The 26,541-nt window shown below is 69.6% G+C and carries 20 protein-coding genes; 6 read left to right on the forward strand and 14 right to left on the reverse strand.

All coding sequences use genetic code 11. From position 1 onward, the window contains the following. Positions 1 to 540 precede the first annotated feature (540 nt). On the reverse strand, positions 541 to 1,305 hold the full coding sequence (locus tag Nocox_RS13580; protein WP_219495520.1) for a transposase family protein: 765 nt from the start codon (positions 1,303 to 1,305) through the stop codon (positions 541 to 543). A gap of 172 nt (positions 1,306 to 1,477) precedes the next feature. Between Nocox_RS13580 and Nocox_RS13585 the strand changes: the two genes are divergently transcribed. Then, positions 1,478 to 1,774, forward strand: a complete 297-nt coding sequence (locus tag Nocox_RS13585; protein WP_157383490.1) for a Scr1 family TA system antitoxin-like transcriptional regulator — start codon at positions 1,478 to 1,480, stop codon at positions 1,772 to 1,774. Continuing rightward, positions 1,762 to 1,977, forward strand: a complete 216-nt coding sequence (locus tag Nocox_RS13590) for a DUF397 domain-containing protein (protein ID WP_033411412.1) — start codon at positions 1,762 to 1,764, stop codon at positions 1,975 to 1,977. The genes Nocox_RS13585 and Nocox_RS13590 overlap by 13 nt, the downstream gene beginning before the upstream one ends. A 277-nt stretch (positions 1,978 to 2,254) precedes the next feature. Here the strand turns inward: Nocox_RS13590 and Nocox_RS13595 are convergent, their stop codons facing one another. Both Nocox_RS13595 and Nocox_RS13600 read right to left on the reverse strand, forming a co-directional pair. Next, positions 2,255 to 3,457, reverse strand: coding sequence for a cytochrome P450 (locus Nocox_RS13595; protein WP_026215209.1), 1,203 nt, complete (start codon positions 3,455 to 3,457; stop codon positions 2,255 to 2,257). A 31-nt stretch (positions 3,458 to 3,488) separates the two neighbouring features. Beyond that, positions 3,489 to 4,316, reverse strand: coding sequence for a TetR/AcrR family transcriptional regulator (locus tag Nocox_RS13600; protein WP_020547430.1), 828 nt, complete (start codon positions 4,314 to 4,316; stop codon positions 3,489 to 3,491). A gap of 152 nt (positions 4,317 to 4,468) precedes the next feature. Here Nocox_RS13600 and Nocox_RS13605 point away from each other — a divergent pair, with 152 nt between their 5' ends. From Nocox_RS13605 to Nocox_RS13620, 4 genes are read left to right on the forward strand one after another with little or no spacing between them, the layout of a single operon-like run. Then, positions 4,469 to 4,927 (forward strand): (2Fe-2S)-binding protein, encoded by a 459-nt coding sequence (locus Nocox_RS13605; RefSeq protein WP_211212847.1) that lies wholly within the window; start codon positions 4,469 to 4,471, stop codon positions 4,925 to 4,927. Beyond that, the gene (locus tag Nocox_RS13610) at positions 4,924 to 5,913 is read left to right on the forward strand and encodes an FAD binding domain-containing protein (protein ID WP_020547428.1); all 990 of its coding nucleotides are present in this window, start codon (positions 4,924 to 4,926) and stop codon (positions 5,911 to 5,913) included. Before Nocox_RS13605 ends, Nocox_RS13610 begins: the two co-directional genes overlap by 4 nt. Next, the gene (locus Nocox_RS13615; protein WP_020547427.1) at positions 5,910 to 8,180 is read left to right on the forward strand and encodes a xanthine dehydrogenase family protein molybdopterin-binding subunit; all 2,271 of its coding nucleotides are present in this window, start codon (positions 5,910 to 5,912) and stop codon (positions 8,178 to 8,180) included. Before Nocox_RS13610 ends, Nocox_RS13615 begins: the two co-directional genes overlap by 4 nt. Beyond that, positions 8,177 to 8,875, forward strand: a complete 699-nt coding sequence (locus Nocox_RS13620; RefSeq protein WP_020547426.1) for a TetR/AcrR family transcriptional regulator — start codon at positions 8,177 to 8,179, stop codon at positions 8,873 to 8,875. Before Nocox_RS13615 ends, Nocox_RS13620 begins: the two co-directional genes overlap by 4 nt. Here Nocox_RS13620 and Nocox_RS13625 read toward each other — a convergent pair. From Nocox_RS13625 to Nocox_RS13675, 11 genes are all read right to left on the reverse strand, one after another. Next, positions 8,868 to 11,762: a carbohydrate binding domain-containing protein gene (locus Nocox_RS13625; protein ID WP_246649783.1), complete on the reverse strand. Its 2,895-nt coding sequence runs from the start codon at positions 11,760 to 11,762 to the stop codon at positions 8,868 to 8,870. The genes Nocox_RS13620 and Nocox_RS13625 overlap by 8 nt on opposite strands. 128 nt (positions 11,763 to 11,890) lie before the next feature. Then, positions 11,891 to 13,924 carry a carbohydrate binding domain-containing protein gene (locus tag Nocox_RS13630; RefSeq protein ID WP_219495620.1) on the reverse strand — a complete coding sequence of 678 codons (2,034 nt, stop codon included), beginning with the start codon at positions 13,922 to 13,924 and terminating at the stop codon, positions 11,891 to 11,893. Positions 13,925 to 14,517: 593 nt separating this feature from the next. Next, the gene (locus Nocox_RS13635) at positions 14,518 to 15,768 is read right to left on the reverse strand and encodes a glycosyltransferase family 4 protein (RefSeq protein ID WP_020544432.1); all 1,251 of its coding nucleotides are present in this window, start codon (positions 15,766 to 15,768) and stop codon (positions 14,518 to 14,520) included. Then, a complete protein-coding gene (locus Nocox_RS13640) occupies positions 15,765 to 17,069 on the reverse strand; it encodes a lipopolysaccharide biosynthesis protein (RefSeq protein ID WP_020544431.1) in 1,305 nt (434 codons plus the stop codon). The genes Nocox_RS13635 and Nocox_RS13640 overlap by 4 nt, the downstream gene beginning before the upstream one ends. Further along, complete coding sequence (locus Nocox_RS13645) at positions 17,066 to 18,247, reverse strand: glycosyltransferase family 4 protein (protein WP_169577055.1); 1,182 nt, start codon at positions 18,245 to 18,247, stop codon at positions 17,066 to 17,068. The genes Nocox_RS13640 and Nocox_RS13645 overlap by 4 nt, the downstream gene beginning before the upstream one ends. An 83-nt stretch (positions 18,248 to 18,330) precedes the next feature. After that, positions 18,331 to 19,107 (reverse strand): NTP transferase domain-containing protein, encoded by a 777-nt coding sequence (locus Nocox_RS13650; RefSeq protein ID WP_246649784.1) that lies wholly within the window; start codon positions 19,105 to 19,107, stop codon positions 18,331 to 18,333. Continuing rightward, positions 19,100 to 19,801 carry an HAD family hydrolase gene (locus tag Nocox_RS13655; protein WP_020544428.1) on the reverse strand — a complete coding sequence of 234 codons (702 nt, stop codon included), beginning with the start codon at positions 19,799 to 19,801 and terminating at the stop codon, positions 19,100 to 19,102. Before Nocox_RS13655 ends, Nocox_RS13650 begins: the two co-directional genes overlap by 8 nt. Next, complete coding sequence (locus Nocox_RS13660) at positions 19,798 to 21,063, reverse strand: 2-phospho-L-lactate transferase CofD family protein (protein WP_020544427.1); 1,266 nt, start codon at positions 21,061 to 21,063, stop codon at positions 19,798 to 19,800. The genes Nocox_RS13655 and Nocox_RS13660 overlap by 4 nt, the downstream gene beginning before the upstream one ends. Next, positions 21,060 to 21,848 carry a glycosyltransferase family 2 protein gene (locus tag Nocox_RS13665; protein WP_020544426.1) on the reverse strand — a complete coding sequence of 263 codons (789 nt, stop codon included), beginning with the start codon at positions 21,846 to 21,848 and terminating at the stop codon, positions 21,060 to 21,062. The genes Nocox_RS13660 and Nocox_RS13665 overlap by 4 nt, the downstream gene beginning before the upstream one ends. 58 nt (positions 21,849 to 21,906) lie before the next feature. Further along, on the reverse strand, positions 21,907 to 22,578 hold the full coding sequence (locus Nocox_RS13670) for a hypothetical protein (RefSeq protein ID WP_020544425.1): 672 nt from the start codon (positions 22,576 to 22,578) through the stop codon (positions 21,907 to 21,909). A gap of 452 nt (positions 22,579 to 23,030) precedes the next feature. Next, positions 23,031 to 26,369 carry an alpha-amylase family glycosyl hydrolase gene (locus Nocox_RS13675; protein WP_020544424.1) on the reverse strand — a complete coding sequence of 1,113 codons (3,339 nt, stop codon included), beginning with the start codon at positions 26,367 to 26,369 and terminating at the stop codon, positions 23,031 to 23,033. Positions 26,370 to 26,541 lie beyond the last annotated feature (172 nt).

The raw sequence follows: 26,541 nt of genomic DNA on the forward strand, positions 1-26,541 counted from the left end.
GCCAGACAGTCGATGAACTGAAAGTGGCTGTCCCCGTGTTCGGCCAGGGACGGGTCGGTTCGCTCGACCGCCGAGAAAATGTTCACGCCGATCATCACACCCGGTCCACCGGCGCCGGGGGCAAGGCGGGTTTCCCGCCTGGTGAGGCCTTGCGAACCCCAACCAGGGCCGCGCCGACCACGAGCTTGATCAATCCGACCCGAAAATGCAACGTCCGAGAGGTCTGTGCGCAGATCTTGCGTCCAGCTCGCGATCACTGTCACAGGAGTGCAGTCGACGTCATACCACGGCCAGCGTAGAGGGGGCCGGGCGCGTCAGTGCCCGGCCGCGAATTCCGCGGCAGACCGGTAGCGTTTCTTCCCGACCCCGGCCGGCAGCATTCTGAAGGACACCCCCCGTGAACATCCCCGATATCGAATTCACGCGGATTCGGTCACTTCGCCCTGGTGGGCAACGCGACGGGTACGAGCAGTTCATCTGCGAACAGGTTGCACAGGAGTCACCCGCGGCCGACGCCAAGTTCGTCTCACTGAGTGCTTTTCATCCCGCCTCGCGGCGCTGAAGGACGAGGATCGCTTTGACGAGCTGACCTGCGAGGAGTGGGCAGCACCGGAGTTTGCGCAGAATACGCCAGGTCTTCAGTTGTGCATTGGCCCGTTCTCCCGGTCCGCGGAGCTTGGCGTGAGCGGCGTTGGCGGCCTTCTGGGAGGCGGGCTTGTTGCGGCCCTTGTAGGGCACGCGTACGTGCTCGCCGGCTCCGACGTAGCCCTTGTCGGCGAGGGTGATCAGGTCGGCGGCCTTGAGGCGGCGCAGGATGCCCCAGATCCGGGCGGCTTTGAGGTCGTGGACGGAGCCGGGCAGGGAGCCGGAGGTCCACAAGGGTGTGCCGTCGGGGGTGGCCAGGATTTGGATGTTCATGCCGTGCTTCTTGTGTTTGCCGGAGTAGTAGGGCCGGTCGGCGGCGACGCGGTCGATGGGGATGAGGGTGCCGTCCAGGACCAGGTAGGGGTAGCCGGCCCGCTTGGCCGCGCGTAACACCTGCTCCAGGCGGGGCGAGCGGCGGGCGAGCAGGGCGATGGCCTCATGGATGTAGCGCCAGGCGGTCGCGATGCCGACGCCGAAGCCTGCGGCGACCTCTGCCAGGGTCTCGCCTTTGCGCAGGTGGACGAGGACGAGCAGGGCTTGTTGGCCGGGGTTGAGGCGACGCCAGGGCGAGTTGATCGTCTTGCGGTGCCGGCGCAGGATGCCGGACAGATAGGACAGGGTCTGAGGTGACAACGGCAGCGCGGCGCGGTAGAACAGCAACTCGGAGCCTCTGGTCTAACGGTTGATCTTGGTCGACAACCCTTCTACCAGGGGCTCTTCTACTTGTCGATCAGACCCACTCGCGCAGCATGCCCGCGACCTGCGGCTTCAGGATGGAAAACACTCACTGGATGAAGGAGTCCTGACCCGACCGACCGGCAGTGAGGCGGTGATGGCCGAGCAGATGGCTCACTTGGCCGCCCTGGATGAGCACCCCCGCATCAACATCCGCGTGCTCCCGCACAACTCCTGGCTGACCACCGGCTTGCAAGGAGCTTTCATTCTCGCTGGCGGGCCAGGGATGCCAGATATGGTCTACCTCGAGTCCATCATCACAGGCCAGATCACGGCCGACAGCGAACGCGTCCGCGAGGTCAGGCTGAAGTACGAGATGCTGCACAACGAAGCCCTGCCCCGTCGAGCTTCGCTGCAGCTCATAAGGGAGATGGCAGAGAAATGGACGAACTGACCGAAGAACTTCTCAAGAACGCTGCATGGCGGAAGGCCACCCGCTCTGGCGATAGCGGTGACTGCTTGGAAGTGGCGCCCCTGCCTGACGGCCGGGTGGGCTTGCGCGACACGGAGCGCCTCGATCTCGCTCCGTATGTGGTCTCACCGTCGGTCTGGGCAGCGTTCGTCGATGGTGCGAAGAAGGGTGAGTTCGACTTCTAGTACATGCCGTCACGGGAGACGGCCGGAGGCTCTTCGGTACTAGCCGAAGACCCTCCGGCCTTCCACGCGATCGTGGCCATCTTGCGGGCGGCCTGCCGCCGACGACGACCGTGTGATCCGCATCCCCTCCACCTGACACGGCACGTGCCACCGCCGACGTCGTCCCTGGACGCGGCCTCGCCGATACGCCGTCCCGCCGATCATCACGTCTTCTCTTAACGCCTGCTCACAGCCCGTTGATTCAGACGCGAAAAGAGTTCCTCCCGCGCCTGCCTCGTCACCAGGTGAGCATCAGTGACTTCAGGCCGAAGATGGCGTTGAAGGTGCGGTACTCGATCTCCTCGAACGGGTCGGCCAGGGCGAGGCGGGGGAAGCGCCGGAACAGGGCGGGGAAGGCGATGCGCATCTCCGCGCGGGCCAGCGGCGCGCCCAGGCAGTGGTGCACGCCGTGGCCGAAGGCGAGGTGGCCGAGGTCTCCCCGGGTGATGTCGAGGCGGTCGGGGTCGTCGATGAAGGCGCGGTCGCGGTTGGCGGCAGGCAGGGAGGCGGTCACGAGTGAGCCCGCGGGGATGGTCTGTCCGGCGATCTCCACGTCGGTCGTGGTGATGCGGGGCGGCATCGTGTGCAGGATGGACAGCCAGCGCAGCAGCTCCTCCACGGCCGGTTCGATCCGGGCGGGATCGTCGCGGACCATGGCGAGCTGGTCGGGGTGGCGTAGCAGGGCCAGGACGCCCAGGCCGAGCATGTTGGCGGTGGTCTCGTGCCCGGCGATCAGCAGCAGCCCCGAGATGCCGACGAGCTCGTCGGTGCTGAGGTCGTCGCCGTGCTCGCGGACCAGCATGCCCAACATGTCCTCGCCGGGTCGCGCCTGCGCCTCGGCGACCAGGCCGGCCATGTACGCGCGATTCTCCTGCGATGCCGCGAGCCGCTCCTCCATCGGTGACGACATGTCCAGCATGCGGGCCGAGCGGGCCTGGAACTCGCCGCGGTCGGAGTAGGGCACGCCCAGCAGTTCGCAGATCACCAGGGACGGCACCGGCAGCGCGAAGTGCGCGACCAGGTCGGCGGGCTTTCCCGCGTGCTCCAGGTCGTCCAGGGCGGCTTCGACGATCTCGGTGATACGTGGTTCGAGCCGGCGCATTCTGCGCATGGTGAACTCGGCGGTGAGCATCTTGCGTAGCCGCGTGTGCTCCGGCGGGTCGAACCCGATCAGGTTGCCGGCCCGCAGCCGGGCCTGCTCCTCCTGGCTGATCTCGCTGCCGGCGCGCAGGGTGAACGGGGCGGGCCTGTTGCTGCTGAACCGGATCGGGTCCGACAGCATCTGGCGGACGTCGTCGAAGCGGCACAGCAGGTAGGCGGGCACGCCGAACGGTGTCATCGTCTGCACGACGCCTTCGCTGTCGCGGATCCGGGTCAGCTCCTCGACGGGGTCGAACCCGTCGCGTCGCATCTGGATCGGCAGTTGTGGAGCTTCGGTCATGGTCTGCTCCTTGCGAGGTGGTGGGTGGGGCCTACGTATGCTCGATCCCGGCTGCGGGGGTGGCGACGGCGCGTAGGAACGCCTCGGAGAAGACCGCGCAGGTCTCCTCCACGCTGGGCAGGTCGAAGCCGGGGACCTGGTCGATGGCAGGGCGCAGCACGAAGTGCATCACGGCCGGGGCGATCAGTTGCTGGATGAGCAGCGGCAGCGGTAACGGGCGGATGCGTCCGGCGGCCATTTCGCTGGCCAGCCATCCGCCGAGGCCGAGGCCGGTGAGCTTGCGGGGGGTGAAGTGCTCCAGCAGGCGGCGCAGGGCGGGCTCGCCCGGGCGGGCCAGCGCTTCGGCGAGCATGGCCGGCATCACCCTGGGCTCGCGGGTGAGCGCTTCGGCCAGCAGCAGGTAGATCCGGTTCACGGTCTCGCTCAGGTCGGCGGGCGTGCCGGTGATCACGTCGTCGATGTTGAGGAGCGGCATGTGGCGTTCGAAGATGGCCCGCAGCAGCTCGTCCCGGCCGCCGAAGGTGACGTACAGGCTGGGCAGCGAGCAGCGGGCGGCGGTGGCGACCGCGTCGAGGGTGAGCGCGGCCAGGCCGTGCTCGCCGATCAGGCGGGCACCCGCCTCGATCGCGCGTTCGCGCACCGGGCGCTGCCCGCCGGGGTCCACCCCGGCGGCGCGCACCGCCGCGTCCAGGGCCTGGCGGGAGCCGCCGACGCGGCGCAGCAGAGTGCTGCGGGAGACGCCGGCCTCCTGGGCGATCGCCAGGACGGGCACGTCGGCCACGTCCTTTCCCAGCCGTTCGGCGGCCCGCAGGGCGGCCTCCACGACGTCGACGGGAACGCGGCCCTCGGTGTCCGGCATCCGCGCCTCCTCTGGACCTCTATAACCTCAACATGACACACTGATAATCATAACATCAAGTGAAGTATCATAGCTTGGTGAAGGTCGCGAAGGACTGAGCAAGGACCGCGATTGACAAGGATCGGCAGGAGAAGCGCGTGGCCGAGATACGGATGAAGGTGAACGGCTCCGTCGCCTCACTCGAGGTGGAGCCGTGGGTCAGCCTGCTGGACGCGCTGCGCGAGCGGCTCGGCGTGACAGGGCCGAAGAAGGGCTGCGACCAGGGCGCCTGCGGCGCGTGCACGGTGCTGGCCGACGGCGTGCGGATCAACTCCTGCCTGGCGCTGGCCATCCAGTACGACGGCCGCGAGATCACCACGATCGAGGGGGTGGCGCATCCGCTGAAGGAGGCGTTCATCCGCCATGACGGCTTCCAGTGCGGCTACTGCACCTCGGGCCAGATCTGCTCGGCGATCGGCATGCTGGCCGAGCACGCCGCGGGGATGCCCAGCGCCGTGGCCGACTCCGGCGCCTTGAGCGAGGCCGAGGTCAGGGAGCGGATGAGCGGCAACCTGTGCCGCTGCGGCGCCTACAACGGCATCGTGGACGCGATCATGGAGGTCTCGGGATGAGACCGTTCGCCTACATCAAGGCCGCCGACGTCGAGTCGGCGGTCCAGGCCGCCGCCGAGCCCGGCACGAAGTTCCTCGGCGGCGGCACCAACCTGGTCGACCTGATGCGCGAGGGCGTCGAGCGGCCCGACACCCTCGTGGACGTCACCGGCCTGCCCTACGACACGGTGGAGGAGCTGCCCGGCGGCGGGCTGCGGATCGGCGCGCTGGTGCGCAACAGCACCCTCGCCGCCGACCGGCGGGTGCGCACCCGCTACCCGGTGCTGTCGCAGGCGCTGCTGTCGGGAGCCTCCGGCCAGCTGCGGAACATGGCCACCGTGGGCGGCAACCTGCTGCAACGCACCTGCTGCCCCTACTTCTACGACACCGCCTCGGCCTGCAACAAGCGCGAGCCCGGCAGCGGCTGCGACGCGCTGGAGGGGTTCAACCGCGGCTGCGCGATCCTGGGCGTGAGCGAGCACTGCATCGCCACCCACCCGTCCGACATGTGCGTGGCGCTGGCCGCGCTGGACGCCGTGGTGGAGGTGCGCGGCGTGGGCGGCACGCGGCGCGTCCCGCTGGCGGACCTGCACCGGCTGCCCGGCGACACCCCGCAGGTCGAGACCACGCTGGAAGCCGGCGACCTGATCACGGCGGTCGAACTGCCGCCCGTTCCCGCCGCGGCCCGCTCCCGCTACCGCAAGGTTCGCGACCGCGCCTCCTACGCCTTCGCCCTGGTCTCGGTGGCGGCGGCGCTGGAAGTGCGCGACGGCACGGTTACGGACGTCCGGCTGGCGCTGGGCGGCGTCGCCCCCAAACCCTGGCGGGCCCGCGAGGCGGAGCGGATCCTGCTCGGCGGCCTCGCCGACGAGGCGGCCTTCCGGCGGGCGGCCGAGGCCGAGCTGGCCGCTGCTGCCGTACGGCAGGGAAACGCGTTCAAGACCACCCTGGCCGTCTCCACCATCGTGGCCACGCTGCGCGAGCTGAACGAGGAGGCAGCTCGATGAGCATCAAGTACGCCGAGACAGAGCCCGCGACCGGTACATCCAAGTACGTCGGCCAGGGTGTCGACCGGCGCGACGGCCCGGCCAAGACGACCGGCCAGGCCCGCTTCGCCGCCGAGTTCCCCTACCCGGACCTGGCCTACGCGGCGCTCGTGCACGCCACGATCGCGCGCGGCCGCATCATCGCCCTCGACACGGCGGCGGCACGGGCGGTGCGCGGCGTGATCGACGTGCTCACCCACGAGAACGCCCCGGCCATGAAGCCTGCGCCCAAGATGAGCTTCCTCGACCTCAGCTCGATCGCCTCGGGCACGTCGGTCAACTACCTGGCCACCGATGAGGTGCACTGGAACGGCCAGCCGATCGTGGTCGTGGTCGCCGAGACGCCCGAGACGGCACGGTACGCGGCGTCGCTGGTGCGGCCGTCCTACCAGGAGCTGCCCGCCACGGTGGACTTCGCGGCCGGAGAGCCGAACGCCGTCCCGGAAAAGGGCATCCCGATCATGGAGAGCGGGGCCGACAAGGGAGACGCGCGCGCCGCGCTGGCCGCCGCGCCCGTCTCGGTGGACCTGCGCTTCAGCACGCCGCCGTACAACCACAACGCGATCGAGCCGCACGCCACGACCGCAGTGTGGGACGGCGACCACCTGACGCTGCACGAGGGCGCGCAGAACATCCCCTGGCTGCGCAAACACCTGGCGCAGCGGTTCGGGGTGCCGGAGACGTCGGTCCGGATCCTGTCCCCGTACGTCGGCGGCGCGTTCGGCGGCAAGTCGCGCGCCTGGGCCGGCACCCTGCTGGCCGCGCTGGCGGCACGGGCGACCGGCCGCGCGGTGCGGCTCGCGCTCACCCGAGCGGGCGTCTACCACACCGTCGGCGGCCGCACCCCCAGCACCCAGCGGGTCGCGCTCGGCGCCGACGCCCAGGGACGTCTGACCGCGCTCATCCACACCAGCGTCTCCAGAACCGGCCGGATCGGCGGCATGCCCGAGCCGATCACCGCGGCCTCCCACCACCTGTACGCCGCCCCCAACATCCACCTGGCCCAGAACGTCGTCCAGCTCGACCTGCTGCCCAACACCTTCATGCGCGCCCCCGGCGAGTCCATCGGCACCTTCGCCGTGGAATCGGCCATGGACGAACTCGCCTGGCAACTGGGCATGGACCCGATCGAACTGCGCATGCGCAACGAGCCCGAGCGCGGCCCGGTGGGCGGCCAGCGGTTCACCCACCGCATGCTCAAGGAGGCGTACGCGCTGGGGGCCGAGCGGTTCGGCTGGCGCGAGCGCGACCCCCGGCCGGGCGTCATGCGCGACGGCCGCTGGCTGGTCGGCATGGGCGTGGCCACCGCCTTCCACCCCTCCATGCGCATGCCCGCGCAGGTCACCGTCCGGCTGGGCGCCGATGGCACGCTCGTGGTGCGCAGCGGCATGCACGAGATGGGCATGGGCACCGCGACCGTGCAGGCCCAGATCGCCGCCGACGAGATGGGCGTCCCGCTGGAGTCCGTCCATGTGGAGTACGGCGACTCCGACTTGCCGCCCGGCCCCGGTGCGATCGGCTCGGTGCAGACCGCCAGCGCGGCGGCGGGCGTGATCGACGCCTGCGCCAAGCTGAAGAAGTCCGCCCTCGCCCTGGCCCGCCGCGCGCCCGGCTCACCCCTGCGCGGCCACAAGCTGGAGGACTTGGTGGCCCGCGACGGCGGCCTCCACCACGCCGGCGGCGGCCAGACCTACGGCGAGATCCTGACCGCGGCCGGCCGCGACCATCTGGAAGCCGAGTCCAAGGCGGGCATGCTCGGCTTCGTCGCCCGCACCGTGCTCGAACGCCGCCGGAAGGTGCGGGCGGCCACCGGCGCGCAGTTCTGCGAGGTCCGGGTGGACCCCGACACCATGGAGGTACGCGTCTCGCGCTGGCTCGGCGTCTTCGACGTCGGCACCGTGATCAACGCCAAGACGGCGACCAGCCAGCTGCGCGGCGGCATCGTGATGGGCATCGGCATGGCCCTGTCGGAGCAGACCCTCGTCGACGGCCGCGACGGCCGGATCGTGAACCCGAGCCTGTCAGAGTACCACGTGCCCGTGCACGCCGACATCCCCCACATCGACGTGCACTACCTGAACGAGCCCGACCCCACCACACCGCTCGGCCTGCTCGGCATCGGCGAGGTCGGCATCACCGGCGTCGCCGCCGCCGTGGCCAACGCCGTACGGCACGCCACCGGCAAACGCGTCCTCGACCTGCCCATCACCCTCGACAAACTGCTGTGAATCGCGACAGCCCGGGGGCACATCCCCGGGCCGGACGCCGCCCCGGCAACCCCGGCACTCGGGAGGCGATCCTCGCCGCCGCCCGCCATCTGTTCGCCGACAAGGGTTACGACAGCGCCTCCATCCGTGCCGTCGCCACCCGCGCCGAGGTCGACCCGGCGCTGGTTCACCACTATTTCGGCACCAAGGACAAGCTCTTCCTGGCCTGCGTCAGCGCCCCGTTCGACCCGGCGGACCTGATGCCGAAGGTCCTGGCGGCACCCCGCGCCGAGCTCGGCGACGCCTTGGTGCGGGCCGTCCTGGACATCTGGGACTCTCCCGCCGGCAGCGCCGCCGCAGCGTTGCTGGGCTCCAGCTTGAACAACGAGTGGATCGCACGGCTCCTGCGCGAGTTCCTCACCACTCAGGTCCTGCGGCCGGCGATCGAGCACCTCGGCATCGACGAACAGGAGGCCCCCGCTCGGGCCGCCCTGGCCGCCACCCAGCTCATCGGCCTGGCCGTGATCCGTCACGTCCTCAAGCTCGAACCCGTCGCCTCCGCCCCGCCCGACCACCTGGTGGCCGCCACCGGCCCCACCGTGCAGCGCTACCTGACCGAAGACCTGCCCGCCGCACAGCTGAACGGGCCGGGACCGACGAAAGCGGGGAGCGCACTACCGCGCGCTCCCCGTTCCATCTCTCAAGGAACTACTTGAGGTACGGCCCGTCCGCTCCGACCTTGCCCGGAGCCGGGCTGCCGGCCTGGTCGAGCACATAGGCGCGGACGTTGCCCTTGCCGCTGGCGGCGATCGACAGGGTCTGGTCGGTGACGGTCTTGACGTCCCCGGTGACCGCGTCGACGTACTTCCCGTTGGGGATGCCGGTGAACGTGGCGCCGGAGGAGACGGTGACCAGGACGAAGCTGTCGGTGGATCCGCTGGTGTAGCGGCGCTTGTAGGCCATCTGCCCGGTCACGCCTTCGGTCGAGTACTGCCCCATCTGCAGGGCCGGGATCGACCGGCGGATCTGGTTGAGCCGCTGCAGGTGCTTGACCAGCGGCTGGCTCAAGGTGGTCGCGACGGGTCCCGACGCGCTGGAGACCACCCCGAAGTCACTCGCGTTGACGGAGCCCTCGATCTTGTCGCCGTAGTAGGCGCGGCCCGTCGTGGCGAGCGGGCAGGTGGGCCCGCAGTCGATCTGCTTGCCCTTCTGGAACTCGATCTCCGATCCGTAGTAGAGCGTGGGGATGCCGCGGAAGGTCCACATCAGGCTCATGTTCTCGGCCCAGGCGTCGGTGCCGCCGGCGTAGCGGTTGGACGACTTGTTGGGTCCGTAGTCGTGGGAGTCGACGTAGACGGTGTTGTAGGTGGCGTCGTTGGTGCTGTCGTCGGAGTCCTTGCCGTTGTTGAAGGCGTTCTGCGCGTCGGAGAAGTTCATGTGCATGCGCATGTCGATGATGTTCATGCCGGAGAACTTCGAGTGGTCCGGCGCGTGGTAATCGTTGCCGTTCAGGCGGGCGTTGGTGCTGGTGGGCTGGTTGCCCGTACCGAGCTGCTCCTCGTAGTTGTACTGCTCGATCGCGGCCTTCTCGTCGTCGGCGCTGTACTCCTTGCGCTCCTTCCAGGTGTAGAACTGCGCGGAGTGGTTGACAGAACCGCGGTTCCACTTGTCGTTGACGAAGGCGGCCACCTCGCCGAACACATAGAAGTTCTTGGCCTTCTCCTCGCCGAACTTCTCCTTCACCCGGTCATAGATCGCCGGCAGGAAGCGGCGGTTCCAGGTGACGCGGGGGATGTGAATGGCGGTGTCGATGCGGAAACCGTCGACGCCCATGTCGATGTACCGGTTGTAGGCGTCGATGAGGTACTTCTGCACTTCGGCGTTCTCGGTGTTGAAGTCGGCCAGGTCATCGTGCAGCCAGCAACTGCGCGAGTCCTCGCCCTCCCAGTTGCCGATCCAGCACTGGTGGTAGTACTTCGCCGGGAACATGCCCGAGGTCGGGCTCGGCCACTGGCAGTTGTAGATGGTGTAGCCCTCGGGGCTGAACCACTGCGTCGGGGTCCCCCAGTTCTTGCAGGTGTTGCCCGCGGGCTCCTCGGTCGACCACAGGTCGCCGTTGTACGGCCGTCCCTTGGCCATCTCGTTCTGGGCGGCCGTCATGTCGGGGTCGTCGCCCTGGTGCTCGACCATCGGGTCGTACTCCTGGCCCGGAACCTTCTTGCTGTACAGCCACTTCCACTGCTCGTCACGGATGCCGTAGACGGGCGGGACGAACAGGCCCTTGGCGCCCCAACGGGAGCTGTGGTTGTAGACCACGTCCTGGTAGATCTTCAGGCCCTTGGCGTGCGCCTTGTTGATCAGGTCCTGGTAGGTGTTCCCGGGCGTCTCCAGCCGCGTGTCCACCCGGTAGAAGTCCCAGCCGTGGTAGCCGTGGTAGTCGTAGTCGGAGCGGTTCAGCACGACCGGGGTGATCCAGATCGCGGAGAAGCCGAGGGCCTTGATGTAGTCGAGCTTGTCGACGAGGCCCTTGAAGTCGCCGCGGAACATCGGGTCGTTGTTCGTCGCGTTACCGGACCTGATGTTCTGGCTTCCGCCCCTGTCGTTCGAGGTGTCGCCGTCATAGAACCGTGCCGTCATGACGAAGTAGATGGAGTCCTTGCGAGGATCGCCGCCGAGCGGAGTCCCCGGGGACGCCGGCGGCGGCCCGTCGCCCGTCTTCACCGAGACGGCACCGGTGTACGCGGACTTGTTGCCCGCGGCGTCCAGTGCTCGCACCTTGTACGTGTAGGACGTCTGGGGGTCCAGCCCGGAGTCCTTGTACGTCGTGCCGGACGTGGATCGGACGACCGGCGTCTCGTCGCCCTTGGCCCGGCTGATCTCGTAGCCGGTGACGCCCACCTTGTCGGTCGACGCCGTCCAGGTCAGCGTGACGTTCGTGCCCGACGCGGTCGCCGCCAGGCCCGTGGGCACGGTCGGCGGAGTCGTGTCCGGCGGCGGCTCGGCCCCACAGGGATCCGACGCCCCCGCGCTCACGACGCCGTTCTTCACGGTGGTGGTGCCGGTGCCGAGGGTGTAGTTGTTGCCGTGGTTGTTGTCCCAGGTTCCGCTGTTGTTGTTGAAGGTGACCTGGAAGGTGGTTGCGGTGGCGAGGTCGACGGTCTTCTTTTTCCAGCCGGTGCAGGCGGTGTCCATGGCGATGCCGGGGACGGTGGTCCAGGTGCCGCCGATGCCGTAGTGGATGTTGGCGGTGCTCCAGGTGGTGGAGTAGTAGACGGTGGCGGTGTTCTGGGGGTTGGTGCCCTGGCAGGGGTCGGTGGCGTTGGCGGTGGCGACGCCGTCCTTGACGATGGTGGTGCCGGTGCCGAGGGTGTAGTTGTTGCCGTGGTTGTTGTCCCAGGTTCCGCTGTTGTTGTTGAAGGTGACCTGGAAGGTGGTTGCGGTGGCGAGGTCGACGGTCTTCTTTTTCCAGCCGGTGCAGGCGGTGTCCATGGCGATGCCGGGGACGGTGGTCCAGGTGCCGCCGATGCCGTAGTGGATGTTGGCGGTGCTCCAGCTCGTCTTGTAGAAGACGGTGGCGCTGTTCGCGGCACGGGCTGCGGTCACCGGTATCAGGGTTGATAACACGATGATCGCCGCGGCCGCGGCTGAGTACAGGCGCTTCATTGCCGTTCTTTCTGTTGGGGGATGAGAGTCGTCCCGGCCCGGACAAGTCCGAGACGCCCCGGCGTCGTCTAGCTGCCGCAGGGGTCGGTGGCGTTGGCGGTGGCGACGCCGTTCTTCACGGTGGTGGTGCCGGTGCCGAGGGTGTAGTTGTTGCCGTGGTTGTTGTCCCAGGTTCCGCTGTTGTTGTTGAAGGTGACCTGGAAGGTGGTTGCGGTGGCGAGGTCGACGGTCTTCTTTTTCCAGCCGGTGCAGGCGGTGTCCATGGCGATGCCGGGGACGGTGGTCCAGGTGCCGCCGATGCCGTAGTGGATGTTGGCGGTGCTCCAGGTGGTGGAGTAGTAGACGGTGGCGGTGTTCTGGGGGTTGGTGCCCTGGCAGGGGTCGGTGGCGTTGGCGGTGGCGACGCCGTCCTTGACGATGGTGGTGCCGGTGCCGAGGGTGTAGTTGTTGCCGTGGTTGTTGTCCCAGGTTCCGCTGTTGTTGTTGAAGGTGACCTGGAAGGTGGTTGCGGTGGCGAGGTCGACGGTCTTCTTTTTCCAGCCGGTGCAGGCGGTGTCCATGGCGATGCCGGGGACGGTGGTCCAGGTGCCGCCGATGCCGTAGTGGATGTTGGCGGTGCTCCAGCTCGTCTTGTAGAAGACGGTCGCGGTGCTGTCGCCCGTCGGGGTCGGCGTCGGGGTTGGGGTCGCGGTCGGCGAGGGCGAGGTGCCGACTCGGATGGCGACGGCGCTCTTGGCAGGCACGGTGACCGTCGCCGTGCCGCCGGCGTTCACGGTGACCGAGCCGCTGCCTGCGACGTTGGGGTACGTCCCGGCGGGCAGGCCGGTGGTGAAGGTGCGGGTGACGCCGCTGTTCTCGTTGTTGATGGCCACCCAGCCCCTGTCGCCGCGGCTGAAGGCGATCAGGTTGCTCCCGTTGTCGGTCCAGTTGCCGACGGAGGTGCCGCTGACGGCGTTGTAGAAGCCCACCATGCCGGACATCTCGCGGTCGAAGCAGGTCCAGCGGCCGTTGGAGCAGTCGGTGTCGGTGACGAACCCGCCGTTGGCCGACGGAGGTCCGCCCTCCCTGTCGTTCCAGGTGAAGGAGGAGTAGACGTTGGGCTTGCCGAACGGCCAGGCCAGCATGAACGTGTTGGCCAGCTTGTAGGTGGCGCCGTACTTGTACGTGAGCGTGGAGTCGCCCCGTTCGGTGTCGTGGTTGTCCACGAAGACCATGGCCTTGTCGCTGCCCACCGACAGGCCCCAGCTCTGGCCGAAGGTCTGCAGCGACTTGATCTGGCCGGTGAACTGCTCCTTGAGCTTGCGGCCGTAGACGAACTCGTCCACGTCGCCGACGCCGGTGTACTGGCTCGGCTGGACCGCCTCGTTCTGGCCGTAGATGACTTCCTGGTGGATGTAGGGCGACCCCTTGAGCCTGGACTTGATCGCCGCGAGGTCGTCGGGGCTCATGTGCTTGGCGGCGTCGATACGGAAGCCGTCGACGCCCAGGTCGATCAGCTTGTTCAGGTACGCGGCGATCTGGTCGCGCACGTGGTCGGAACCGGTGTTGAGGTCCGACAGGCCGACGAGCTCGCAGTTCTGCACCCGCCAGGCGTTGTTGCCGTAGTCGGCGTCGTTGATGCCGCAGGCCGGCTGGTGGAAGTCCTGGGAGGAGTACAGGCCGGGGTAGTCGTACTTGCTGAAGCCGTAGCCGCCGTAGCTCGTCGAGCCTTGCCCGGTCATGTGGTTGATGACCGTGTCCACCTGGACCTTCACGCCCGCGGCGTGGCAGGCGTCGATCATCTTCCTGAACGCGTCCTGGTCACCGAACTTGCTGGTCAGGTCGTACCGGGCGGGCTGGTAGATGTCCCACCAGACCGAGCCTCCCTTGGACATGGAATCGGACGGCGGGGACACCTGCACCGATCCGTAGCCGGCCGGTCCCAGGACGTCGGCGCACTCCTTGGCCACCGACTTCCAGTTCCAGTTCCACAGGTTGACGGTGACGCCGGGGCCGGAGGCGGCGTTGGCGGGCTCCTCGGTGAGAACCGGCAGCGCCACGGCGGTGGCCGCCACCGCGGCCGCGCTTAACGCGCCCGCAACGATTGCTTTGTACAGTCTCATGGTGGGGGTCTCCAGATTGAGGACGGGATCCCGTGAGGGCGGGCCGGGTGGGCGAACACCTGGCCCGCTTCCATGCGAAACGCCTGCCGAGAGGCGTACGGGTTGTTTCGGCTCGACGACACGAGCCGCCGTGACGATGTGGTGTCGTCCTCGTTCCGCGCCGCTGCGGAGTGCTTGAGAACGGAACACGGAGACGGAACTGGCCGCCCGGCCCCGTACATCGTGGGCGTTGGGGGAGGGGGGCGGCGCCCTCGGAGGGGTGGGGGACGGGCACACCGTAGGGGCCTCCATGTTCAGGTTTCCTAGGTGTTGCCTGGAAGTTACTCAGTGGCCATCCGGATTGCAATACTTTGCAGAGAATTCCAGAATGTCTCTCGGTCTATCTCGCCACTCTTGCTATCAAGTGTCCGCTTTTTCGCGGACATCCGCGCGCGTCGATGACTAAAAGTAACGGGAAAGAAGCGGTCCGCGTGAAGCCAAAGAGGTAATTGTGGATCATTGCAAAGAGCGTGGAAAGCTCTTGCGGTGACCGCAGAGGGGTCCGCAACGTTGCTGTCGCAAGTCCTTGCTATGGCTCTGTTCGGGGGAGAGGTTCACCTGTCCGAGACGACGGGGCGCAAGGCGGCCTTGTACACCGCGTGCGTCTCGTCGGCGGCGCGGGCCCAGCTCAGCCGCTCGCGGACGAGCCGCTCGCCGCGCTCGGCCAGTGCCCGGCGCAGGTCCGGATCGGTCATGACCTCGATCACCGTACGGGAGATGTCGCCAGGCTCATCGGCGCGTACGAACCGGACGGCGGGCCGATCCGGGTCGCCGAGGAAGACCTTGGAGAAGCCATGGCCGAGGATCGTCGGTCTGGCCATCGCCATGGCCTCGGTAGCCACCAGGCCGAACGGTTCGAAGAGGGAGGGAAAGACACAGACGTCGGCCATCTCGTAGTACTCCAGCAACTCCTGGCGGTCCACCCAGCCGCCGGAGTCGAGCACCCGCCCGTCCAGCCCGCTCTGAGCGACGATCCGCCGGACCCCGGAGTGGTCACCCTCCCCGACGATCACCAGCCGCAGCCCCGGGACGGCGGCGGCGATCGGCCGCATGGCCTCCAGCAGCTGGTAGATGCCCTTCTGCCGTTCGAGGCGGCCCACGAACAGCAGCACGGGGTCCCCGGCGGGGATCCCGAGCCTGGCGCGCAGGGCCTTGCCGCCTGCACGAAGCCCGTCCCGGGCGCCGCCGGTGGCCAGAAGCCGTTCGAAGGTGCCACCCAGGCACACGACGTCGATCGACGCCCGATCCCAGCCGGAGGCGGCCAGTTGCTCCCGGACCTCGGGCGTGGGGACGATCACGCGCCGGGCGACGCGCGCCAGCCACCGCTCGATCGCCGCGAACACCGCGCCCGCGAGGTCGCTCCGCCCGCGGTGCACCCCGTACTCCGTGGTGTGGACGTGGAGCACCACAGGGAGCCGCAGGACATGGTGGCAGAGCAGGCCGGCGAGGAAGTTCGTCGAGTCGTGGACGGCGACCAGGTCGGGCCGCCCGTCCCGCCCCGCGCGCCACAGCCGCAGGAAGTACCGCCAGTTGCTCGTCACGACCGTCAGCACGAGCAGGACGACGTCCGTGCCGCGCGTGCGGTTGAGGCGTCGGCGGCGGCCGAGCGCGCCGAGGACGCGGCTCATGGGCCGATACACGGTGACCCCGCCGTTCCGCTCGTGCACCGGGAGGCGGCCGTCGTTGAGCGTGAACACGGCAAGCCGGTGACGGGCCGCCAGATGAGGGGTGATCTCCTCGATGTAGCGGCCGAGTCCGGCCGTGATGTTGGGCGGGAACTGGGTGATGATCTGGGCGATCCTCATGGTGACGTCTCCGGGGCGGGGCAGGCGTCCACGGTCTCCGCCCGGCTGTACGTCAGCCGGCAGACGGCGACGATGAGGGCGACCAGGACGAGGTTGGACAGCGCGAACGCCCACAGCCCGCCGGCCAGGCCCTGCCAGGCGATGAGCGCCGCCTGGCAGCCGAGCACGAGGGGAGCGCCCGCGACCTGGGCGACGATGAGGGCCCTGGCCCCTCGCACCCCGTCCATGAGCAGAGCGAGCGAGTACAGATTGAAGACGGTGTGGACGCCGATCCCCACGGCCGAGAGCGCCATCAGCCCCGGCGAGTAGGGGTAGTCGGCACGCAGCAGCAGGAAGAACACCGCGCTGGCCGCGAACGAGACGAGCGCGGTCACGGCGAAGACGGCCGGGGACAGGCGGCCGATGCGCCGCAAGGCCGTCGGCTTGTGCATGGTCGCCAGCGTGGGGAGCAGCACCAGGCCGACGCCGTCGGTGAACAGCACCCCCAGCAGCCGCTTGGGGAAGTTGTTGTAGATCGAGTAGACGCCGACGTCCGCCTGGGCCGCCCAGTGGTTCAGGAAGATCACGTCGACGCCGAACAGCACGGTGGTGAGGGCGGTGAGTGCGGTCAGATAGGCGCCGTGACGGTACAGCGTGCGCGCCAGCGCCGCCGACCAGAGGCGCGGCACGACCCGGAAACCCGCCGTGGCGGCGACGGCGAAGAGCACGTTCGACGCGATGAGGCAGGTGAGGTAGAGGTAGGCGTCCCCGATTCCGGGGACGAGCAGGCAGTACGCCGACGTGCCGAGGTAGGCGACGGCCACGACGAGCTTCAGGCCGGCGGTGAGCGCGTACCTTCCGAGCCCGCGCAGGAAGCTCTCGGTCAGGTACGCGGCCGTCAGGGACAGCGCCAGGGCGAGCCCGAAGCAGAGCGTGGGGACGTCGACGCCGAACACGGCGGTCAGGACGGGAGCGGCCGTCAGCCCCGCGACGCACAGGACGATCCCCAGCACCAGCGTGGAGAGCAGAGCCGTGGTCACGAGGGCGGGGCGGTCGGCGGGCTCGGCCCGCGGCAGTTCCTGGTACATCACGAAGTGCAGGCCCATCACCATGGGGACGACCACGATCAACCCGATCGACAGGACCACCGTGAACCGGCCGAAGGCGGCGGCGCCGAGCCCCCAGGCCACGGCCAGTGTGGTCGCCGCCGAGATCCCGCTGGCGAAGGCGTTCACCAGAGCCGGTCCCACCGGCCGGCCCTGGGCGGCGAGGAGCCTGGCGACCCGCGCGGGCGCGCTGGTCGCCGTCCGCGCCGGGGTCACCGCGTCGCCTCGCCGTACGCCGCCAGGGTGCGCTCGGCCGTCCGGGCCCAGCTGTAGTGCTCCCGCACGTACGCCGCGCCGCGCCGGGCGAGCCGGTCCGAGCCCTGTGGGTCGCCGAGGCAGCCCAGCAGGAGCGCGGCCAGCTCGTCCGGATCGTCGTGGCCGCAGCGCAGCGCCCCGTCGCCGACGACCTCCGGCGAGTAGCCGGGACCGACGACGACAGGCCGGGCCAGTGCCATGGCCTCGACGGCGACCAGGCCGAACGGCTCGTACACGGAGGGGAAGACGCACACGTCGGCGGCGAGGAAGTGCGCGAACACCTCGGTGGACGGCAGGAACCGGTTCCCCGCGACCACGTGGGCGGCGGTGCCGGTCTCCTCGATCACCCGGGCCAGCACGGCGGCGTCGTCGGTCTGCGGGAGCTCGGCGCCGACGAGCACGACCCGGGTGCCGGCGTGCTCCTCGACGAGCCGGGGTACGGCACGTACCAGGGTGTGGACGCCCTTGTGGGACGACAGGCGGCCGGCGAAGACGACGAGCCGGCCCTCGCCGCCGGGCAGGTAGCGGCGCCGGACCTCCGAGCGGATCCGGTCGCGCTCCTCCTCGGGCAGGGCCGCCAGCCGCAGGAGCTCGGGATCCTCGAAACCGTGCGGCACGACGCGCACCCGGTCGGCCGGCCAGCCCCTGGCCGTCAGCTCGTCGCGCATCGCGGCGCTCGGCACCACGATGAGGCGCGCCAGCCGGGCCTGGGCCGTCTCCAGCGCGTCGAGGACGAGGGCGTGCCGGGGGCGACGCCGTCCCGGAGCCGCGTTGAGTTCGCGGGTGTGCACGTGGAACACGACCGGCAGGCGGCCGAGCACCCGGCACAGGATCCCGGCCGGGCAGCTCATCCAGTCGTGCACCGCGACGACCGCTCCGGCTCGTCCTGGCCCGGAGCGGCCCGCCTCGGAGCGCAGGATGCGTGCGGCGGCGCGCAGGTTGAACACGAGCAGCCCGGCCGTCCTGCCCAGCAGCCGCAGGGGCCGAGGAAGACGGGGATTCCCGACGAGGCCCAGGCCGGCCGAGGTCAGCCTGTGCAGCGTGAGGTCGCCGGAGCGTTCCGTCCGGGGGGTCCGGCGCCGCCCGGCGGCCCCCAGCACCTCGATGGGGATTCCGGATTCGCCGAGAGGGGCCGTCATCCTCTCGGCGTACCGCCCGAGACCTCCCACGATCTCCGGGGGAACCTCTGAGCAGACGGCGTAGATCCGGCTCGGACGGTCCATCAGTCCGCCCGCCGCAGGTAGGCCGTCCGGGCGAACTCGAGGTCGGCCGGAGTGTTGATGCCGCGCGCCTCGTCCGGGTCGCCGACCGGCACCGCGGTCACCGGCCGGCCCTGCCGGGACAGACAGGTGAGGAACGGCAGGAAGTTGATCTCGCCGGTGACCGCCCCGGGAACGGCGTCTGCCAGGAACCGGTTCCATGCCTCCGTGAGCTCGCGGGTGCCGAGACAGAAGACGCCGACGTCGCCGAGCCCGCCCGGACGGCACCGGTCGCCCTCGCGGGACATCCGTACGCGCAGCAGCCTGGAGGTCGCGGCGTCGTACTCGTACTCGACGTACGGGTCGGGCAGCGGGACCAGGGGGAGGACGAGTCCCGGCCGGTCCGGCGAGGCCGTCCGCGCATGAGCGCGCACGACCCGTCCGAGCGTCGCGGTCGACACGTTCGCCTGGTCGCCCCAGACCACCAGGATGGCGTCGTACCCTAGCCAGTACGGGGCCGCGCCGAAGACGGCGTCGCCCATGCCGGTGGGCGTGGCCTGGACGCTCACGGTGACCTGCCCGCGGGCGATCTCCTCGGCCGCGAGCCGCCGGAACGGGCCCTCTCCGCTGGGGGAGAGCACGACGTGGATGTGCTCGACCCATGGCCGCAGGCGGCGCAGGAGCAGGGACCAGACGGTCACACCGTCGGCGATCTCCAGCATGATCTTGGGGATTCCCGTGCCGAGGCGGCTGCCCTGCCCGGCCGCCGGAATCACCGCACAGGTACGCAGGTCACTCACGGTCGTCCGTCTCCGCGTCGATGAGGTGGATGAGCTGGTCCAGATGCCGTACCGGCAGGGCCCCCTGAGCGGGCAGGGCCGCGTGGACCTGGAGGGTCACCAGCCCGGCGCCGAGGGCGGAGGCCACCCCGTGGGCGGAGTCCTCCAGCACGAGGCAGTCGGCCGGGTCGAGGGACCACAGCCGGCAGGCGTGCAGGTAGAACCGAGGGTCGGGCTTGGCGCAAGCGACCTCGTCGGAGGTCAGCACCGCTCGGAAACAGCCGGTCAGGGCGCCGGCCGACAACACCCGCCGCACCGACTCACGGCTGCCGCTGGTGACCAGGTAGAGCGTGCGGCCGGTGCGGGTCAGGCGCTCCAGGAGTTGGCGGGCGCCGGGAAGGAGGGTCACCATGCCGGCCTCGACGCGTTCGCGGTACAGCTCCTGCTTGCGCCGGATCAGGCGCTCGGCGTCCGCGGGGGCCGCGCCCAGCGTGGTCACCACCTCGCGTGTGCCGGCCCCCGCGTGGTCGCCGTAGCTGAAGGAGGTAAGCAGTTCCGGTGCGATCTCGGCGAGGGCCTCGCGGAAGGCCGCCTCGTGGACGGGAGAGGAGTCCACCAGCGTGCCGTCCAGGTCGCACAGCCAGACTCGCCTGGTGGAGACCAGCCTCGCCACGTCGGTGGACAGGACGTCCGTCCGGACGCGGACCACGCTCATACGGTCCTCACCAGGGCCGTCTCGCCGGCGGTCGTGCCCACGACGCCCGCGAGGGCGGAGAGGGTGCGCCGGCCGCAGTGCACGCCTGGGCGCTCGGGATCCTCCAGGTCCGTCACGATCCAGCGCGCCCTTTCCCAGCCGCCGCCGTCCACGGCGCCGGCGAACGTGGCCCGATGGCACAGGACGTGGGTCACCGTGCGCCGCTCGTTGTACGGATCGCCCAAGTAGGACAGGGTGCGCCGCACGAGCGCACGCGGGCCCAGCCCCTGGACGTCGTGGTCGTCGTGGATGTTGACGACGAAGACCTTGGCGGCGGCCCGGCTGTCGGAGACGGCGTCCGCGACGCCGGGAGTGAGATACGTGGGCAGCAGCGAGGAGTGCGGTGTCCCGGGACCGTACACGATGAGGTCCGCGTCGCGGATCGCGTGGTCCGCCTCGGGGTTCAGCGTCACCTCGGCCGCCGCGCCGGCCAGAACCGGCCGGACGAGTTCGGCGGGAAGTGCCTGGAGTTCGGCGCGGCGCTCCGGGCTGACCGGCTCGCGCAGCAGGTACAGGTCGGTGATGGCGGTGTCGCACTGAGGGGCGACGATGTCGGCCTCGTCGGTGAGGATGCGGCCGTCCTGCTTGAGGGCGGTCAGGTAGGCGTTCTCGCCGTTCGTCACGTTGAGCAGACGGGCGGGTGACCGGAAGGTCGCGGCGCACGCGCGGACCGCGGCGTTGAAGTCCTCGCCCAATCGCAGGTAGGCCCCGGCGAACAGCAGGTTGCCCAGCGCGCAGCCGGCGAGGGCGAGCTCCTCGGGGTCACGGCCGAGCCGGCCCGTCATGAACGACAGGTCCCGTACCGCTTCGGCACGCGTCCGGGCCGGCAGCGCGGCGAACATCCGCCGGTCCTGATGACCGCCGATGCCGTCGCTCGGGGAACCCTCCGCCGATTCCCGGGCCGCCAGCGCGCGGACGATGGCGGCGAGGTCGTGGTAGGTCGCCCCCGGCGGTAGCCGGTGCTCCAGCAGGGCGATCATGGCCGCCTGCGCCGGGATGCCGGCGTCGAGGTGAAGCAGGAGGTTCTTGCGGAAGTCCGACGGCCCCAGCATGCCGGGGAGGTAGCGCCGGAGCATCCCGGTGGACGACCCGTTGTCGTACCCGTTGATCACCACCGACAGGGTGGTCCCGGGCGTTCGTACGAGTCCACGAGCGATGCTGGACCCGCCGCGGCCGCCGCTGAACAGCACCGCGGCTGCTCCTTCGAGGTGTTCCACGGTCATCCCGCCTCCTCGGGGCCAGAGGCAGTGCGTAGGACGCCTCGGCGCAGCAACCAATGGCGGTAGCCGAGATAGGCGACGAACAGGGCGCGGTCGCACGCGCCGCGCCAGAACCGCCAGCCGCGTCGGCCGCTGCCGCGCTCCCGATGTTCGATGGGCACCTCGACCCACTGGTGGCCGATCTCGGCGACCCGCGCGGTGATCTCGGTCGAACAGTTCATCCCGCCCGCCTCCAGCGGCAGCGCCCGGAACAGCGGGCCGTGCACCACCTTGAAGACCGAGTTGAAGTCGCGGTAGCGCGTGCGGTGCAGCAGGTTGCTGATCGCGCCGCTGGCTGCCGACCCCCACCGGTACGCCAGGCCGTCGGCCTTCCTGATCCGGGCACCGGAGAACGCCATGGCCTCCCCTGCCTGGACCCTCGGCAGGACGCGGTCGAGGTTCGCGATGGGAAACTGCCCGTCGGAGTCGAGCAGTACGACCCAGTCGAACCGGGTGCGGGCGATGGCGGCGGCGATCGCGGCGCCCGCCCCGCGGTTGTGCTCGAACGTGACGACCACCAGCTGAGGGCAGTCGTACGACAACCCGGCCAGGACGGCGCTCGTGGCGTCAACGCTGCCGTCGTCGCAGACGACGATCTCCCACTCGCCGACCGACGGATGCCGCTCCAAGTACTCCCGCCACTCGGTGACCACGGCCGCGATGGTGTCCGCCTCGTTGTAGGCGGGCGCCGCCACGGAGACATCGACGGTGCGGGTAGAGGTCGGGAGGCCGCGGGGAAAGGTCAGCATGGTTCCACCTCCTCTGGCTTCGGGTGAACGGGTGGGCTGGTTCCGACGACGAGGCCGGTCATCGCACCCGGGCGGAGGACGCGAGTCCCAGCAGGCGATCGATCCACCGGTCCAGCGGGAGCAGCGCGACCCCGACGACGATCGGGACGTGCGCCAGCGCGAACAGGATCGTCGCGCCGAAAGAGATGGGGCCGCCGGTGAACACCGCGATGTGGGGGGCGTCGATACGTTCGGGGATCGGGATGGGGTTCACCAGCTGCCACATGATGTCGAGGAAGCCGGAGAACACGATGAGGACGCCGTTCACCGCGATCTTGAGGCAGTTTCCGGGGCTTCCGCCCCCCAGCCGGTAGGCCGCGGCCACGCTCAGCACGATCCCGGGATAAAGCAGCAGGTAGAGGTGCGTGTAGAAGCCGTCACCCTGCACGCGGGCGGTGTCGCCGTAGTAGAAGTAGCTGATTCTGGGGAGCACGTAGCCGGTGAAGAAGACGAGCGGGACGTACAGCAGCCAGTACAGGCGCCGCGATGCCCATGGGAAGAACGCGATCCCGCAGCACAGACAGGCGAACGCCAACAGCTTGAGGCCGAGTTGCCACGCCGCCTGGATCTCCCGGCCGTGCGGCGTGGCCAGCCAGACGAACGCGGCTCCGCCCCCGCCTCCGAGCAGGGCGATCCACCAAAGGTGAGGAGCCCAGGCGCGCGGTGACCTGAGAACGATGTCGCCGGGCAAGGGATTCTTCTCACTCACTAAATGCGGGGCGTCACTGTCCGCCGTCATCGACCGGCCTCCGGGGAAGATAAAGGAAAGGCGCACGTGCTGCGCGCAAGGGAGTTCTACGGGCAAAAGACTGTGGCCAACTTCGCCTTACTGTCAACACCCTTGCAATAATTCCCGCAGGTCAGAAAGGGAGATCACGCTGACGAGCTGAAATGAGTTTCCCTTGGTGCCGCATCTTGCAATGGGCGGAAGGACGATTGAACTTTGGTCGACGAAAGGTGGCGAAGGGAAGAGGTCGCCAGCAGCGGGGACAGAAGTAAGGGTGGCGCCTGCGATTCCGAAAAGGCGCAGAGTGAATCGCAGGATGTTGTCGCACTTCTTGCCTGCCGAAGCCCCGTTCCATGGAACGAGGTCACGTCCACGGGCTGGGCGGTCGACGCCCAGCCCGTGGCGATGGGTCCGGGCTAGCCGGCGAGGCTGACGCCTCGGGCGGTCAGCAGCGCCCCCTGCGCGTCGCGCTCCACGGCCACGACCTGGCCGCGGCGCGCCTGGTCGATCAGGTCCTCGTCACGCGGATCCACGCGGAGAGCGGCGTAGGAGGCCCACTCGGGCCAGGCGGCCCGCTGCTCGTCGGTGAGCGCGCCCGGCACCAGGCGGATGATGCGGTAGTCGCCGGTCAGCTCGCCCTTGTCGTGGCCGATGCCGTCCGGGGCGAACGCCAGGGTGTACTGGCGCGCGGATCCGGGCCGGACGTTCCACGCGATGGTGGAGCGGTCGATCCAGTGTGCCTCCGCCTTGTCGAGGTCCACGTCGGCGACGCGGGCCGGCGGCTGGGGCAGGACGTCGCCCGGCGAAGCGGCCAAGCGCCACACTTCGTGACCGGTGGTCGCCACATCCAGCGACTGGTTGTCGGGAAGGTCCTTCTCGTCGCCCTTGTGCAGGATGTAGCTCACGTTCTTGCCACCCTCGGTGAGCGGCACCTCGAAGACCGCGCCGAACGCGTCGTACCGGGCCGGTCGCAGCGGCGCCGACCATTCGGTGGGCTGCCGGACGTCACCCCACAGGTGCAGCCCCCAGCCGTCGTAGTCGCCGCCGGGTCGCCGGTAGTGCAGGACCATGGTGTTACGAGCCGCGGCCTCCGAAGGATGCACCTGCTCGGAACCCGAGTTCACGTACGCCTCCGCCTGACGGCCGGGCGTCACCGACTGGTCGCCCCCGGGGTCCTTGGCGTCGCCGCGGTGGATCACGAAGTTCACCGGCACATCCGCGTCACGCACCGGGACCCGCCAGTACAGCCCGAACGCGTCGGTTCCGTCGGGCACGCGCGGCTCGCTCCACTGCGTGGCCGCGCCGTCGGCCAGGCCCTCGCCCCACAGATGCAGGCCCCAGCCGGTGTAGGCCGCGTCCGGCCGGTTGTAGCGGATGGTCACGAACCCTTGGGCGGCGGCCCGGGAGACGTGCACGTCCTGTTTGCCCTGGACGAGCCAGATCTCACCGTTCCGCGCCGGATTGACGGTGCGTGGAGCCCCGTCGGCTCCGTCGGCGCCGCGAACGGTCAGGGTGACGTTCGCGGCGTTCTCCCGGAGCTTGATCCAGGCGAAGCGGCCGAACGCGTCCTGGCCGGTGAGCGGCGCGGCGCCCGGCTGCGCGACGTCGCCTGAGACCTCCAGGTCCCAGCCGTCGTAGTCGCCTCCCGGCCGCGCGTAGTGCACCACCAGCCAATCGCGCCGCGCCGCCCCGGGCTCCGGCGCCTGCGGCTCGGGGCCGACCACGGCGGAGGCCCTGGCCGAGGCCAGCCGTCCCGCGGAGTCCTCGACGACCGCCTTGTAGATGACGGGGGTCCCCGCCCGCAGCCCTGTCAGATCGTGGAAGACGCGGAAGGTGCGCCCGTTGGGCGCCGTGTCGGTGCCGAGCACCCGCCACGGTCCCGAGCCGGCCTTCGCGGCGAAGGTGACGCGGTCGAAGCCGGTGCCGGGAACGGTCGCCTTGATCTCGACGCGACCGTCGCCGTCGGCGCCGCGGATCTCGGCGCCCGGCAGTTCGAGGGCGATGGACGGGCGCGCGGCGGGCGCGTCGAGCGGACGCGCCGCCTTGTAGACAACGGCCGACAGCGGCGGGACGGTGGTGGTGAGGACGCGCCCGGCGTCGGCGCGCAGAACGTCGGGACCGGTGCCGTACAGCCTGGTGAAGCTCATGCCCGCCGTGTAGGTGGGGATGGCGGCCTTGGCCGGCTGCTCGGCGTTGTTCACCGCGACGACGTACTCGACGCGCCGCCCGGCGTCGATGCGGGAGAAGGCGTACACGCCGCCCTGCGCGAGGCGCTCGATCTGCGCGCCGTCGGCCAGGGTCGGGTGGGTGTCGCGGAGCCGGGCCAGGGCGGCGATCCCCTTGTAGAGCGGGTGGCCGGTGTCGTAGTTGTCCGTCGCGTGCGTGGACGTGGTGCCGATCAGGTCGTCCGACAGATAGGACGCCGCCTTCGAGGCGAACATCGGCTGCCGCGCGTCCCTGTCGCCGCCCTTGCCGGTGAAGCCCTGCTCGTCACCGTAGTAGACGACCGGCTGACCGCGCGTCAGGTACATCAGCTCGTGCGTGAGCAGGTCCCGGCGCAGCAGCTCCTCGTCGCTCGCGCCCGGATTGTCCTGCGCCAGGAAGCGGCCGATGCGGCCCATGTCGTGGTTGCCGAGGAACGTGGGCAGGCTGGAGGCGTCGGAGTCGGCGTCCGTGTAGGAGTCGTCGGCGGCGTACAGGCGTGACAGGCGGCTCGCGTCAGCGGTGCCGCCGCCGTACGACCGCGCGGCCTCCTGGAACGGGAAGTCCAGAGTGGCGTCCATGCCACCGCGGGTGGAGTAGCGGCTGGTCTCGGACGGGTCGCTGGAGTACACCTCGCCGAACATGAAGAACCGCTCGTTGCCGAGCTTGGCGGCGTAGCCGTGCAGCGCGGGGGAGAAGCGCTCCCAGAACTCCATGTTGACGTGCTTGGCGGTGTCGATGCGGAAGCCGTCGATGTCGGTCTCCCGCACCCACGTGCGGTAAATGTCGATCATCCCTTGGACGACTTCGGGCCGCTCGGTCCACAGGTCGTCGAGCTGGGAGAAGTCACCGTGCTGCGAGCTCTCCCCGGCGAAGGTGGAGTCGCCCCTGTTGTGGTACATGGTGACGTCGTTCAACCACGCGGGCTTCTTGACGACGCCGTCCACGGGCACGGGCGTGTACGGGAACGCCCCTTCGTCCACCTTCGGGAACGGCTTCGAGCCGTCGGTGTGGTCGCCGTCGTCGAAGGGCTTGCCCGTCGCGTCGACGTACGGATAGGCGGCCTTGGACCGGTAGCCGTACTGCTTCTCCTTGTAGTCGATGCCGTCGGCGGTGTGGTTGGTGATGATGTCGAAGAAGACTTTCATCCCGCGCCGGTGCGCCTCTTTGACCAGCTTCTTCATGTCGGCGTTGGTGCCGAGATGGGGGTCGATGGAGGTGAAGTCGGTGATCCAGTAGCCGTGGTAGCCGGCCGTCGTCCCCTGCACGGGACGGTTGCGGAACGCCGGTGTGATCCACAGCGCCGTGGTGCCCAGGCCCTTGATGTAGTCGAGCCTGGCCATCAGCCCCGCGAGGTCTCCACCCTGGTAGAAACCGGTGTCGGTGGGGTCGAAACCGGTGGCGAGTCGGTCGCCGGACAGCCCGCCACGGTCGTTGCCAGGAGTGCCGTTGGCGAAGCGGTCCGTCATGGCGAAGTAGAACCGCTCGCGGCTCAGCGGGAGGTCGCGGCGCTGTCTGGCCAGCTGCCGGTCGCTCGGCTCGCGGTCGCCCATCCCTTGAAGGGCGGACGGCGCCGTGCCGGCCTGGTGGTGAGCGGCTGCCTGGGCGGGAACGGGTGGCGTGAGGGGGAGGAGCAAGGGGAGCGCGAGGAAGGCGGACGCCAGCCCGAGCTTGCGTAACCGATGAGAAGGGGTGTTCAGGGGCACGGCGGCCTCCAGAGGGCGA

This window comes from Nonomuraea coxensis DSM 45129, assembly GCF_019397265.1.
GTDB lineage: Bacteria > Actinomycetota > Actinomycetes > Streptosporangiales > Streptosporangiaceae > Nonomuraea > Nonomuraea coxensis.

Excerpts from the sequence above, each read along its gene's own strand:
- Nocox_RS13585 (WP_157383490.1), top strand. The coding sequence starts at position 1,478 with ATGGCCGAGCAGATGGCTCACTTGGCCGCCCTGGATGAGCACCCCCGC.
- Nocox_RS13590 (WP_033411412.1), top strand. The coding sequence starts at position 1,762 with ATGGACGAACTGACCGAAGAACTTCTCAAGAACGCTGCATGGCGGAAG.
- Nocox_RS13595 (WP_026215209.1), bottom strand. The coding sequence starts at position 3,457 with ATGACCGAAGCTCCACAACTGCCGATCCAGATGCGACGCGACGGGTTC.
- Nocox_RS13600 (WP_020547430.1), bottom strand. The coding sequence starts at position 4,316 with ATGCCGGACACCGAGGGCCGCGTTCCCGTCGACGTCGTGGAGGCCGCC.
- Nocox_RS13605 (WP_211212847.1), top strand. The coding sequence starts at position 4,469 with ATGAAGGTGAACGGCTCCGTCGCCTCACTCGAGGTGGAGCCGTGGGTC.
- Nocox_RS13610 (WP_020547428.1), top strand. The coding sequence starts at position 4,924 with ATGAGACCGTTCGCCTACATCAAGGCCGCCGACGTCGAGTCGGCGGTC.
- Nocox_RS13615 (WP_020547427.1), top strand. The coding sequence starts at position 5,910 with ATGAGCATCAAGTACGCCGAGACAGAGCCCGCGACCGGTACATCCAAG.
- Nocox_RS13630 (WP_219495620.1), bottom strand. The coding sequence starts at position 13,924 with ATGAGACTGTACAAAGCAATCGTTGCGGGCGCGTTAAGCGCGGCCGCG.
- Nocox_RS13635 (WP_020544432.1), bottom strand. The coding sequence starts at position 15,768 with ATGAGGATCGCCCAGATCATCACCCAGTTCCCGCCCAACATCACGGCC.
- Nocox_RS13645 (WP_169577055.1), bottom strand. The coding sequence starts at position 18,247 with ATGACGGCCCCTCTCGGCGAATCCGGAATCCCCATCGAGGTGCTGGGG.
- Nocox_RS13655 (WP_020544428.1), bottom strand. The coding sequence starts at position 19,801 with ATGAGCGTGGTCCGCGTCCGGACGGACGTCCTGTCCACCGACGTGGCG.
- Nocox_RS13660 (WP_020544427.1), bottom strand. The coding sequence starts at position 21,063 with ATGACCGTGGAACACCTCGAAGGAGCAGCCGCGGTGCTGTTCAGCGGC.
- Nocox_RS13665 (WP_020544426.1), bottom strand. The coding sequence starts at position 21,848 with ATGCTGACCTTTCCCCGCGGCCTCCCGACCTCTACCCGCACCGTCGAT.
- Nocox_RS13675 (WP_020544424.1), bottom strand. The coding sequence starts at position 26,369 with ATGGGCGACCGCGAGCCGAGCGACCGGCAGCTGGCCAGACAGCGCCGC.